At 47.9% G+C, this 12,754-nt stretch carries 13 protein-coding genes; 4 read left to right on the forward strand and 9 right to left on the reverse strand.

Annotation, left to right across the window (positions count from 1 at the left end):
- Positions 1–109: 109 nt before the first annotated feature.
- The gene (locus D6024_RS17705; RefSeq protein ID WP_121356090.1) at positions 110–592 is read right to left on the reverse strand and encodes a hypothetical protein; all 483 of its coding nucleotides are present in this window, start codon (positions 590–592) and stop codon (positions 110–112) included.
- A 256-nt stretch (positions 593–848) separates the two neighbouring features.
- Between D6024_RS17705 and D6024_RS26815 the strand changes: the two genes are divergently transcribed.
- Positions 849–1,001 (forward strand): hypothetical protein, encoded by a 153-nt coding sequence (locus D6024_RS26815; RefSeq protein WP_162944855.1) that lies wholly within the window; start codon positions 849–851, stop codon positions 999–1,001.
- A 90-nt stretch (positions 1,002–1,091) separates the two neighbouring features.
- On the opposite strand, the gene D6024_RS17715 is transcribed toward D6024_RS26815, so the two are convergent.
- The 3 genes from D6024_RS17715 to D6024_RS17720 form a co-directional block, all read right to left on the reverse strand.
- Positions 1,092–1,610, reverse strand: a complete 519-nt coding sequence (locus D6024_RS17715; protein ID WP_121356092.1) for a CinA family protein — start codon at positions 1,608–1,610, stop codon at positions 1,092–1,094.
- 265 nt (positions 1,611–1,875) lie between these two features.
- Positions 1,876–2,049 carry a hypothetical protein gene (locus D6024_RS26820; protein WP_162944856.1) on the reverse strand — a complete coding sequence of 58 codons (174 nt, stop codon included), beginning with the start codon at positions 2,047–2,049 and terminating at the stop codon, positions 1,876–1,878.
- A 179-nt stretch (positions 2,050–2,228) separates the two neighbouring features.
- Positions 2,229–2,783, reverse strand: coding sequence for a nuclear transport factor 2-like protein (locus D6024_RS17720; RefSeq protein WP_121356093.1), 555 nt, complete (start codon positions 2,781–2,783; stop codon positions 2,229–2,231).
- Between the two features lie 260 nt (positions 2,784–3,043).
- Here D6024_RS17720 and D6024_RS17725 point away from each other — a divergent pair, with 260 nt between their 5' ends.
- The 3 genes from D6024_RS17725 to D6024_RS26825 all read left to right on the forward strand — a co-directional run bounded on the left by D6024_RS17725 (position 3,044) and on the right by D6024_RS26825 (position 5,153).
- Positions 3,044–3,202: a lmo0937 family membrane protein gene (locus D6024_RS17725; protein WP_121356094.1), complete on the forward strand. Its 159-nt coding sequence runs from the start codon at positions 3,044–3,046 to the stop codon at positions 3,200–3,202.
- Positions 3,203–3,642: 440 nt separating this feature from the next.
- Positions 3,643–4,497, forward strand: a complete 855-nt coding sequence (locus D6024_RS17730) for a carboxypeptidase-like regulatory domain-containing protein (RefSeq protein WP_121356095.1) — start codon at positions 3,643–3,645, stop codon at positions 4,495–4,497.
- Positions 4,498–4,895: 398 nt separating this feature from the next.
- Positions 4,896–5,153, forward strand: coding sequence for a lamin tail domain-containing protein (locus D6024_RS26825; protein ID WP_162944857.1), 258 nt, complete (start codon positions 4,896–4,898; stop codon positions 5,151–5,153).
- 270 nt (positions 5,154–5,423) lie between these two features.
- Here the strand turns inward: D6024_RS26825 and D6024_RS17740 are convergent, their stop codons facing one another.
- The 5 genes from D6024_RS17740 to D6024_RS17765 form a co-directional block, all read right to left on the reverse strand.
- Complete coding sequence (locus D6024_RS17740; protein WP_121356097.1) at positions 5,424–6,446, reverse strand: hypothetical protein; 1,023 nt, start codon at positions 6,444–6,446, stop codon at positions 5,424–5,426.
- A gap of 786 nt (positions 6,447–7,232) precedes the next feature.
- On the reverse strand, positions 7,233–7,649 hold the full coding sequence (locus tag D6024_RS17745; protein ID WP_162944858.1) for a VOC family protein: 417 nt from the start codon (positions 7,647–7,649) through the stop codon (positions 7,233–7,235).
- 888 nt (positions 7,650–8,537) lie between these two features.
- Positions 8,538–10,592: an Ig-like domain-containing protein gene (locus D6024_RS27050; RefSeq protein ID WP_205573310.1), complete on the reverse strand. Its 2,055-nt coding sequence runs from the start codon at positions 10,590–10,592 to the stop codon at positions 8,538–8,540.
- A 633-nt stretch (positions 10,593–11,225) separates the two neighbouring features.
- Positions 11,226–11,954 (reverse strand): DUF5018 domain-containing protein, encoded by a 729-nt coding sequence (locus D6024_RS17760; RefSeq protein WP_121356101.1) that lies wholly within the window; start codon positions 11,952–11,954, stop codon positions 11,226–11,228.
- Between the two features lie 173 nt (positions 11,955–12,127).
- Positions 12,128–12,685 (reverse strand): DinB family protein, encoded by a 558-nt coding sequence (locus D6024_RS17765; RefSeq protein WP_121356102.1) that lies wholly within the window; start codon positions 12,683–12,685, stop codon positions 12,128–12,130.
- Positions 12,686–12,754 lie beyond the last annotated feature (69 nt).

Raw genomic sequence — 12,754 nt, forward strand, 5'->3', positions numbered from 1 at the left:
TAGGTACAGAGCAAATTTTAAATCGACTGTGAGGACAAACAATTCAATGTGGAGAGCCGCCTTAGTCGACAAAAATTTACACCATTTCAATTAATGTGGAGAAACTATTTCAGTCTATCACTGTACTCTTTCGGTAATAAAAACGAACGGCGGCAAGAATCTCTTCTTCCGCTTTATCCTGCGTGTTGGTGAGCGGAATTTTCAGCGCAAAACACCCCGGGCTGTCGTCTTTGAAATATTTGATGTAGAGAAAGAACTGGTCGGAAAGGCCGGCCGAACTGCTCGACTGAACGGGCATTTCATCAATAAATTCGGCAGAAACAAAATTTGTCCAATTGGTAAGAAGGCGGCCGTAATAAAAAAAGCCGTCCCTGTTGATCTTCATGATCGTTTCATCCCGCATGCTGGCAATGATAGCGCCAATCCCAATGGATGCGGTAAGAAGTCCCATCCATAACACATCTTTCAACATAAAAAGCGAAATAAGCAGGAAGAAAGAGCCGATGATGCGGCGCATTTTTTTTGACTCCTTGACAACGAAATCGGCATCTGCCTGGAACTTGTCCTCCGATATGGTTTGGAAAAAGGCCATTTTTATTCAATAAGAATTTACGGAAACCCGTTGGCTATTCAGGTGTCAACGGAATTTGAAGCCAATCCCAAATTAAAACGGATCGGCAAGGGTTCCAAATCCGGCTTCCGCATTTTCCCGGGCAACCGGGTAAAAGAGCGAGACAGGAGAGGTGTCGGTAACTCCATTTCTTTTTTGCTCCGGGCGGTTCCGTTATTGGTCAAAAATCCGGAATGAAGCAATACGGCACGCGGATTGTTCCGCATCTTAAAAAAACATGATCAGGAAATTAAAATCAGGTGAGTACCGTATCTATTCCCGCAAGCCCGATGAAAAAACCGGGAAGCGGCGAAACCTTGGCACTTTTCCCAGCCTCGAAGCGGCAAAGAAGCACGAACGAGAAATCCAGGCTTTCAAGCATGGAAAATAACGTAGGTGGCCAGCGATTTCCAGGGAAAAGAAAATCAACGACTGCCCCGTAACACAATTCCCACAAAAACGCGGCAGTCTGCCCGGTAATTTATCCCGCCTGGTGGTGGTTAATGGTGTTTTTTGAATGAGTACCGAGGTTGGATAAAAATTTTCGCAAGACCGTTTCGGTGTAGTACTGCTGTGCCGGGAAACCTTCTTCCGCATCCGTTTCAATTTTTCCCGTTTGAACGATTTTTCCATCAAATGCGATGGCGAAAAAAGAGTAGAGTGAACGAACGCCTTTTTCCGGCACCCGGGCGGCATAGCCGACAATACCGATACCGTAATTGCTGGTAAAGAGCGTGCAAACATTCATGGCAAGATCCTGCGCCACTTTTTCTGAAACCGAATCGCAGGCAATGGCATGAAGCGGCTCCACCAGCAGGTGCCGGCACTTCTGGCCGATATTATAGGCCGTCATTCCACCCTGGAAAAAGCCGGAAGCATCCGGGATATTGCTGAAGGCGCATTGCAACAATCCGCTCGTCACGCTTTCTGCAACCGCCACGGACAGCCCTTTATCCTTCATTTGCTGCCCGATGGTAAACAAGATCGTTTTATCAAACATGTAGATTTCGTATTAACTGCCTTGATAAAAAAGCCGGTATGCTGTGTTGAAACAGGCCCGGTTTGCAAACGGAATTTTTCGTAATAATGACTCAACGAGTGGCATTGCCAATGCCAGGTTCCAGGAAATAATTCGTGTAAAAGACCCACCAAAGCGCAGTTCCACACCGAACCTGGCCACACGCCACTACCGGCGAACGTTGCCACTGTACAATAAATTGTAGGATGCCAACCGGTACTGGATAATTGACCTGGAAAAGGGCTAGTTATTCATCAATTCCCAAACCCGATTCAACCACAACATAGCCTTCGTCATCACTCTCTTCTGTTTCGGGTGAAACAGCACTGTCTGCTATCTCGGTTGTTTCATCCTTGCCTTCTTCGGTTGGTTTCACAGCCGTTTTTTCCGGCTCCTGTGGCTTTTTGTCGTCTTCTTTCATTGTTTTTGATTTTAGTAAAAATGGAATAATCGAAAATCATGCCCCGGAGAGGGCTTGCCCTGCAGCGATAACAACGATAGATAACCGGTGCAGGCAAAAAATAAAAAGCCTGCGTTTGTAATGCAGGCTTTCGTTCGGCAAAAGGCAGTTGAGCGATTGCAAGGCAGGCAAGTGCCGGTTTATTTTTTCGGTCGCTTGTATTGTGCGTACCAGACAATCTTCCCGTTTTTCACCTGGTTGATATCGTGGTAGTCGGCCGAATCCACTTTACCGTTTTTATAGGTATCGGTCTCGCTATACCAGGTAACGACATAACCTTCTTTCTTGTCGGGTGCGTACATTTTGTTCCAGGTATCCATGGTAATCTTTACAGAACTCAGGCTGTCCCTGTTTGTTGACCACATTTTCATCAGGTCGGCATTCGATTTCTTAAAGTGGTCGCCGTTCCACATGTCGATGACTGCTGAATCGGCAAGGGCACTGCCCAACCCTTGCATGTTGTTGTTTTCCCAATCCTTGTAGGTTGTTAGTACCATTTTTAAATCAGCATCGGAGACCTCGTTGGTCCACTGGGCAGAATAGGCAGGTGTATAGGGCAGGTCTTTGGGTTGGGCCGGTGCAGCGCCAGCCACGCTGTCGGGTGCCGTCGTTGTGGATCCTTTTACTTTTGTGTCATTGTTTGCGCAGGCGGAGAGGAGAACGGCAAAGCCGCAGAAAAAGAGTAAGCGTTTCATACCAGTTGTTTTTTAATGAATAAAAAAGAAAAAATGGTGGCCAGCGAGGTGTTATTGAAAGGGGCAGATTGATTTACAAGATAGTAAATAAGTAAATGGAAAAGCCATAAGGTTTCCAGTGAACGTTACTGGCCGGGAAATAGCGTTGAAAGCAGGATGTTCCTGGATTTTGCCTTGCCGCAGGGGCCATTTTGCAACAATGGCAGAATTATTTTACAAGTACTGACGATAACCATTTTTCATCTTACAACCTATCAATCATGGGAAATTTATTGTACATCATCGCTGTTATCCTGATTATCGGATGGCTTTTAGGCATGTTTGCCTTTCATGTTAGTGGAGGTCTTATCCATGCGCTTCTTGTCATTGCGATTATCCTGTTCCTGATCCAGTTATTGGGTGGCAGGAGAGGCGTTTAACAACGGCAGGATTCCGCTTATACCAAATGGCTGTTTGGATTTCATTGCTCCGGACAGCCATTTTCGTTTTCAATTTTTGTTCACGCCAATACATGGTTCAGTTGACAGCACTTTGATTAAACGCAACCTACCGGTTGCGCTGGCTCAAAAATCCGTTTAAGCGTGCACAAAAGAACCAGATGAACGCCATTGGCCAGGGAAATACGGAAGGAATCGAAAGAGGTTCATCTTATTTCGGATTAACTGGCTGCCGGCGTGTAGAAAGATGATTTCGTTACACGTCAGCATCAGGACAAAATTGCGTGGATGTACCGTCGAGAAAAAGTGTTTTGATTTTTTTACGGTTGATGAACTACTTTTGACAGTTGATCCATCCTCACGATCGGCGGGAAAATCGCCCCTGCTAGCTTTACGGAAACCATTAAACGTAAACCTGGCAAATGAAAAAGTATTTCTTCCTGAACCGCTACGCTGCTCTTCTGGCCATCACCGCAGCACTTTCGTTTTCTTCCTGCGCCAAAGATCCTTCGGTGCCGCCAACAGGCGGTGGAACGGCTGAAGCCAATATGGTGAGCGGCCTGGCCGTTGACGCCCAGGGCAAACCGATGGCCGGTGTGAAAATCAGGGCCGAAAATCCAACCGGCGACAACATCCATGTTGACGGAACGACAGGGGCCGACGGCCGGTATAAACTGAAACTGTCATCCATTGGCGGCTGGAAAATCTACGCATGGAAAGAGGTGGAATACCAGGATAAAGTGTATCACCTTCGCCTCGGTATGAAAAGCGATGCAGACTACGATGCATTTGCAACCGACGACAAAGCCGTTGTAAAAGATTTTGTGTGGAAGCTCAGTGGCCGCATCCCCGACCGGTCGGCCAGTTACGAAAACGGCTGGGGGTATTTCGGTGCATCCCTGCGGCTTGTCAACTACAACGACCTGGTGCCCGTGATGCCGGCCGGAACAAAGGTGACGGTGACCCTGACTCCGGTCGGCGGCGCCAAATACCTTGATGGCACTTCCGCAACCGCGCCGGTGGTGAAAACATTCACGATCCAAACCGGCAACAGCAATTATTACCTCGGTGATATCCCTGTGACGGAGTACCGCATTTCGGCCGAAAGTGTTTTGAACGGCGTAATCAAAAAGGTTTTTGTTGGTGCCAACAGCTCGTCCAACCTGGCGGAGTGGCTCGAATTTTACTTCGACCCGGCTGCATCTTCTACCGGCTCGTATGAAAGTGGTTTGAAGTCGCCCGGCGATTATCCCTTTTACCTTGGGCGGGCAAATTAACAGGGAAGAACCGGAGCACGACCTTGTTTGACTTCTACCTGTTGCAGGCCATGCAAGCAGAAAACAAGGTGTTGATACCAGCCATGTCTAGAGGACATGGCTTTTTTCATTCCCTGACAAATCCTTTCGCGGCTGTGTTCGAGTCATGGTAGGAAACGAATTGGCTTTATGACTGTCGATCGTCACTTCTTCAGTTGATGGCTGTCATCATGCATTTTCAGGTGATTTGCCACCTTGCAACGAGCAGCGAATTCCAGTCAATTTGCAGTATCAATAAACGTGTGAAAAAGCTGTTGACGATAGCATTCCTTCTTGCATTTTCCTGTTGTAAGAAAGAGGACACAGTCGGTACATTATCCGGCAAGGTGTATATTTCTGATGTTGTTCAACACACGTCTGTGACCATCAAAAATGAGACAAGCAACAGCGTAAACCTGCAGAATTGGAAATTGGTTGAAATCCGGCAATCCGTTTTAACCCCGGGGTCCGATACGGACACCTATGTTCTTCCCCCGCTGACCTTGTCCTCCGGAACAAGCCGGAGTTTCGATGCTGCCACGCTCCATTTTATTCTTGGTGCTGACGAAACTGTTTACCTGTATGATGAAAGGGGAGGACTTGTTTCGCAGATGCACTGGATGCTTTTCAGGCACTAAGAAAATCCAGGCAAGTATACATTGAGCTAACGAAACCTGATCGAACATCAGCAAGCAGTAAAACGATTAGGTGGCAGCGTAGCCTGTTGCAAAAATGGCCTTCGTCACAGACGAAGGCCACCAAAAATAGCGAAAGGCAGGAACCGGCGGGGAAACTGGCTGAAGCAAATTCCGCCTAACGAGCAATTATTGAATCACGAATGATTTTGTTACTGAACCGTCAGTTATATGGTAAACGCCTTTCGGTAAGTTATTTACCGGTACGATTTCCTATGTTGCTTCCAGTTGTTTACGCAATACCACTACGCCGCTGCTGTTGATGATCTGGATGGTAGCGGCTTTCTCCAGTTGCACCACCAGTCGGCCGTTTTGTACCGGGTTGGGATAGACAGAAAGCCCCTGCTGCTTATCTGAAAGCTTGATCAACAAAGTTTTGCTGTAAGTGATTTGACCGTCCAGGTCTGCCTGCGCCAGGCGGTAATAATTGGCGTCATTGTTTGGGCTTGTGTGTACAAAGCTGTATTGCCGGATGGCCTGGCTGTTGCCGGCGGCTTTCAGCGTACCGATCGTATTCCAGTTAATTCGATTGGTGCTTTGCTGAACGGTAAACTCTTTCGTGTTTTGTTCGGTTGCCGTACTCCAATTGAGAAGGATGTTTTGCTCCTGGCGGATGGCTCTGAAGTCCATCCAGGTTACAGGCAAAGTGCTCCCTACGTTTGCCAGGTTGATGTTGTCCAGAAAGACGTAATTCATGTCGCTGCTTGTAATGCGAACGCCGTAAATGGCTTTAAAAGCCGGGTTGCTGCTAACGCTGAAAGTGGATAGAGTCACGGCGCTGGCTGTTCCGGTAAACGTGGCGCCGCTCACCGGGTTGCCCGATGAATTCAGCCCCGTGATCGTGACGGTAGCGTCACCGCTGCTGGAATTGGTGGCATTTATGCCGATCGACGCAAAGTCAAACCGGGCACCGTCATTCGATTTAAGGGTAATGCCCGTAATCGGCGGATTGATGGTTGATGTTGACTCGTAAAAGGCCACGCCATTTCCCGTGCCAACGAATCCATCCCATACTTCGATTTTCATGGTTGCCCCGGACGCGGTCGTAAGGTTGAAATTGAAGCCTTCCACATTGACAGCAGTCAGGCCACCCGGACCGCTTGCCGTACCGGAAGCTATCAGCGTGGCGCTGGTGGTGGTAAACGTCGTAGTGCCATTGATCGGCCTGGCGGCTTCGGCAAAAAATGAACAGGCAAGAAAGGCGCTGGCAAAAAGCAGTGAAATCGTATTTCTCATACAGAGGTTATTTTGACTGAACCGGTTGAATTTATTTCCAATTTTCAAACTGAAACATCTCGCCTAAAGAGGGAATGAAAGCCTTTGCCACAGATTTACGTTTAAACATCGATGCTTACAGGGCGGCGAAACTAAGGGAAAAAGGCTGGTTTCGGCCATGACAGGAAAGAATAGGCTTGCGGAAAGAACGGGCCGTGCAGTTCAAAATAGCCACGAGGCATTTCCTGTATTGATACTTGTATTCTTCTTCGCGGTTGAAATTTAGCCGGGCAGACCTTCAATTTAAACAATTAAACTAACAGCAGGGCAACCGCATTCGGCTTTGCCGGATAATGACAGGGCAAGCCTAAGCCCGCGATTCAGACCTGCAATTCGATCATTTTAACCGGCACAATTCGTTGGTAGAATGCTTGTCGGGAAATGAACGCGGCAAACAGGAGAGAAGGTAAATCCCCGGCCTTGCTGCTAAACTGTGCACAGCTTCAACCGAAGCCCCAAAGAACAGTTGGAAGGCTACTGTCAAGCCGTTAGCACCTGTTCAAACAGTCTTATAATTGCCGTGTATTAATGAAAAATGGATTCGATCTCCTGGTAGAATTGTTGATAACGTGGCCTGACGCCAATGGCTTGCAGCCTTTCAAACAAGACGCTCGAAGCATCAAGGGGGCAAAGAACAAGGTGGAATTTCAGCGTCGAATTCACGTCGGCAATGCCACGGCAGGCGCACCATGAATACCAAGTCAAAGGCCGGAGCATTGGTGTACTTCGGCCTCTTTTCTTATACGGTCATTTTTCACACAGGAGCATCCACGAGGTTCCGAATTTATCCCGCAGCATGGCAAAGCGGGTGGCGTAAAAGGTTTCTTCCATTTTCATAAAAATCTCGCCGCCCTCAGACAGCACGCCATAAACCTGTTCCGCTTCTGCTTCCGTGTCAAAACGAAGGGTGAGGTAGGCGCTTCGCATGGGCTCGGCCTTCGGAATATCGGCACCCATTAGCACCGTATTGCCAATTTCCATCCTTGCGTGAAGGACAGCATTTTTCCAGTTTTCCGGGATGTTCGAATTGGGTGGCAAATCGCCGTGTTTCATCATTGAAACAATCCTGCCGCCAATGTTTTGTTCATAAAACCGGAACGCTTCTTCGCAATGACCGGGATAGTTAACGTAGATGTCAAGTTTGAGGGAGCTTTGATTTGCCATATTTTTCCTTTTTCGTGAAGGTTGAATTGCCCGTATAAAGTTGCGTTGTTTCATTTTAATTTGGAAGGGCGAGAACGCCATGATAGCAGGCTGATTGCGCCACATTTCGTAGTCGTGAAGGGAAGTAAACAGATTTGAATAACAAACTTTGCCCGCCACAACCTGAATTTGCGGATGACGGGTTAGGAAAAGGCCTGGTTTACATAGGGGTCAGAAACAACAAGAGTTTGAACGACCAAATACTGCAATACAGCCAGTTTCTGTTACTAAAAAACAGAGATGCTGGCAGAACATTGCTTGCAAAATCTTTACAGACGAAAGTTTGACAAACCGATTTTCACCAAAAATATTTCAAACATATAACCATGAAGAAGCAAAAATTCTCTCCACTTCGTCTTGCTCTCTTTTTTATAGATCGGTAATTTTTTGGAAATGAAGCCGCGTTGGACAAATTCAAACAAAATAATTTTGGATTCGCGGCCCAGGCTTCCGCAGTAGCAGTCACCAAAAGACGTATTCGCCAATGTCACACAATGGGATGGATTGCCCGTGTTCCCGCAGGAGAAAAAGGGGTTGATGTACGAGGCGTCTATCGGTGACAAAAGTTTAGGTATACGTGGTTTAAATTTTTGCCTGGAACCATGCTGTTGCATACGGCGTTTACCTGTGCTATGTCCATGTTTCGCAGGGTAGCAGGCTGTATTAAGCAGGTATTTATTTGGAGAGTTTCTGTTAAATAGTGTTCGGAAAGGAAGAGAATCAGGCAGGCTATGCCGTACGTTTTATTTTGAATTCCTGCCTGGTCAACGAACGCGGGACCATAACAGAAAGATGCCAGGACAATCAAAAAAAAAGGGCTCATTTCACAGAGCCCTTTTTTCAAGAAATTTAGTACTCAACGATACCGGACCGTTGATTGCATTTATTCATCAATTGGAAACGCCAGCGGTAATCGGTGTAATACAATTGCAGACTTTCGGCTGCTGTCTTGCCAGAAACACAATTTTTGCCCAGGTCGATTTCAATCACACCGCTGTTTACCGTTCCTGATTTAAGAGAAGCAGAATAGCTGTTGGCGGCGATCGTAAAATTCGGTGCTCCCGGATTCAAAAAATAAAGGCGTGTGGGATAACAGGTTTGCGATTCATCGCAGGCCCCGAAACCACTACCAATCACTGCGCCGGAGCCGGGTGCCGTAAAACTGACTTGAAAAACGAAATGGCCATTGGCGTTGCAGGTAATCGTTATTCCATTTATCACCGGTGCATTGGGCGACGAAGGATCGCAGTCTATTGCGGCCGTGAAGGTCAGCGGTGAGCCGGTCACTTGCGTGCCGTCGGATTTGGTGACAGTGGCCGTAACCGTTTGGGGACCGCTTGCACCCAGAGTCCAATTGGTGCTGGCCTGTCCGTTTGCATTGGTGGTAGATGAAGCGCCGACTTGTCCGCCGCCTGAACTGACAGCCCATTTTACGGTAACGCCCTGCATTGGCTGGCCGTTTTCATCTTTCACCAAAACTACCAGTGGGTTGGCGAGCAATGTATTGGCGGCACCAACCTGCCCGCTGCCAGACACCGCGGTGATACTGCCCGGTTGAACAGGCTTGTACAGGCAGGCGATATCTTTTGTAATTTCTTTACCATCAAGTGTTCTTTTATATCCAAGTGTCAACGCAAAACTGATCTCGCCGGTAGCAACAGAACTGATTTTGATTTTGCGGCTGGTACCGGAAAGCGAGGTGGAATAATTGATCCGGCTATCGCTCACGCCTTTGACAACAATATTGTTTCCATCAATAGGCAACGTCGTTGTGCCTTGCGGCACTTTTCCTATCACAGAAACATAGGCCGTGTAAGCAGCCGACAGCTTGGTAAACCAGGCGCTCGTTTTTATCTTCCCATACAGGCTTTCCATTTCTTTGTCTTTGTTTACGAAAGACTGCTCGCTCGAAAAAGCCGTCGTAACATCTGCATTAATACCGGCATCGGTTGTCGCCAGGTTCCTGAAATTCACGGACAGGCTTAAGGTTTTTTCCTGGTTGTTGGTGAAGCCAACCACCATTGGCTTTTGTGCATCACCTTCCATTATCACCTCGGCTACGCCTTTGAGCCTCCCCACTTCCTGTGCACGCCTGATTGCATGTTCCCGCGAAATCACAAAGGTGGTAAAGGAGCCAATGAAAACGGCGGCCGCAAATGGGTTGGGCGCAGCCAGTACGGCCACACCGCTTGCCACCATGATTGGGATGGTAGACAGGCAAACGCCCTGTACGGTTACATAAGTTTTGGCAATCGCAACCAGCCTGTCGCCCACGTCACCCTTCACGTCCGACTGTTTTGCGTAAAAGGAAGGTGCCAGTAAATCCTGGCTAAACGCAACCGGATCTGGCTTGTTCTTTTGCAGGACGTAAGACAGCAACTCTTTTTCGCTGGCAGAAAGCTTCGCCAGCTGCAGATCCATTTCCTCCTTTAACTGGTTTAAAAGGGTAACGGTTGCGGGTGATGGTTGGAAGCCTGAGACCGACGGCGGGTTTGCAACAGAATCAATACTCTTGTTTCTCTTGTCAATAAAATCGCTAATAACGACCTGCGGGTCTGAAACGGGAGTGTACGTGGCAATCTTCAAACTCATGTTATTTGAACCCGGTATGGATGGGAGAGAGACCTGCACCGTACCCGGGGACACCACAGGTACAATAAAAACATAGGCAGAGTCACCTTTGGCGTATCCTTTTACGGTACTGCTGCCAATAGATATCGTCATCTCACTGGCCGGTGCCGTTTTATTGCCTTTGATCTCAACGGCATCACCAGGGGTTGCTTCTGCAACATTCAGCGTGAGCGTTGTCGTGGCAACTGGTGGCGGAGCGGTTTCATCCTCGCGACCGGATTTGTTGCAACTACATAACAATAAAAAGCAGAGAGTAGGGATGATTAAACGCATGTTCGTTGATTTAAGCATTCGATGGGGTAAGAATTGAGTTTTGGATATGCATGATGGCCGCCTGAAGCCGCTGCCTTCTAAAAATTTCCCTGTAAAATGGCGGGAAAAAGAGTTCTCACCTGGAATGACGAAGGGGAGTAGAAGTCGTACGGATAAGAAAGCATTGCTGGTTTTTGGGCCAAATATAGCAGCCGGTTTTAAGAATTCAAATTCAGGGAAAGGATTATATTATAAAGGCCACTGCATTTGCACCGGTTGGCGGAATTTGAAACCGGGCCGTCGCATTGGCCTGGATTTCCACCCAACTTCCCGAGGCCTTTCCTCACGGAAATCCAACCACGTTTTTAAGGCACCCTGCAAACTCCTGCAATCCTGTCGTTGCGGTTTTTCCGAAAGCACCTAACAGGCTGCAATAAAATCACGCTACGATAAAACGGACTTTCCTGTTTTTATTCTGTATTCTTTCACTTTTTGCTTTTGGTCAAAACCGTGCACTGAATTTTGGCAACACCAAAGATTATTTTTCCATCCCTTCCAAAGCAGTGTACGTCCGGCGGTAAGCAAACCACGATCACCAACCTGACGGATGCCATGGCCGTACCACACAGAGGTCCGGCCTGCAAAGAAATCGGTTTAGGGACGGTGCAAATAAATGCCCCGGTGATAGGTTCCGCCATTTAAGCCGGTTGCATTGTAGTTAAGGATCAAATCGGTCTCGGTCAGTGTTTGGATGGTTGCCGGGCCGTACTGCTGCGTCCAGCCTTCAATATCGACCTGTCCCGTTGATAATACCTTGTAAGGGACGCTCCGGGTAAAATTATTTTCATGAACAGTGATAATACCCGTTGACTGGAACCTGTAATAATCATCCGAAATTCCCTGGTAAACGCCAGGCAGCAAATAGCCGCCAGAAGGTGTGAAATAATTGTTGTTGGAGACCGAATCCTTTACCAGGCGCCACGAGCCTAACAGAAAGGAAGCCGTATCATGGCCAATCTTCTCAACCCTGAATGCATAGGTTTTCGTGCTGCCGTCATCAGCGGTTATTTTATAGGAAACCGGCCTGGTAAAATCCTGCGTGGTCTTGTTGGCCGGTTCAATCGCTTTACCCGTGATGCCAATCGTTGGAACCAGGTGCGACAGGTCAACATCCCTGGGAAATTCAAGAAGCACAGAGTCTGCGCTGATTTTTCCTTCAATGTCGGATGCGACGGTGGGATTGTCGGCAGCCTTTATGACAAATGAAGCGAGACCTTTTTCTGAAGATCGTGGACTTTCTACGACCGGAGATTGCGGCCTTTCTACTTTTTTGGTGCAATTACACAGACACAGGAGCAGCAGAATATAAAAAACGTTTTTCATGGGTCGTTAGTTTCGGAATTGCCGCAAACATACAGATTTGTGCCTCATGTGAAAAGCCGGCGAATAAGATCGCACCTGTAAAGGCGGTCTTGCAACCAAACCTGGAGATAGGGTAACGGTAGGGCCAGCAAGTCTCTCATTCGAAAGGCTATTAAATGAAAGGTCCGCAACCGTCAGTACAACCGTTCCTGTGGCGGTTTGATACCGTTCAGGCGGATGTAAATGGTTGCTTGACCGCGGTGGTGGGTCTGGTGTTCAAAGACCTTGTTCATCAGTGCGAACCGTGTCACGTCAAAGGTGTTGAACACCTTTATTTTTTCGCCCCACTTGTTGACGTCAGAATTCTTAACGGCATCCCGGCAATAGTCGTAGCTGGACGTGACATAATACATTACCGAATCTTTGCCCTGCACCGTGGCCCTTTGTTCCATTCCCTGCGAAAGCCAGGGGAGGGGCGTGTTCCCGGTGGCCGTCATCATGAGAAAGACATTGGCGCCGGCAAGGTGCAGCATTTGCTGGGCAAAGCTGCGGGTGCTGTCGTTGGCCTTGAAGCCATACTTGTCCGCCGGCATGGTGTTCAGGTATTCCAGCGTATAGGCTTTGGCTCTTTCCCAGTCTGCTATCATTTGTGCCTTGATATCGTTCGTTGTTATGGCCTGGCTTTTTACAGTTGCCGAAAAAGCGAATGAGAGCAGGCTAACAAAGGCTACCTGTAAAGCGATCTTTTTCATAAACAGTGTATTTACGTTTAAGATAAACAATATGCCGGTGAGAGAAAAACACGAAGGAGAAGGGAACGA

The sequence above is a fragment of the Flavisolibacter nicotianae genome (assembly GCF_003628535.1).
GTDB lineage: Bacteria > Bacteroidota > Bacteroidia > Chitinophagales > Chitinophagaceae > Flavisolibacter > Flavisolibacter nicotianae.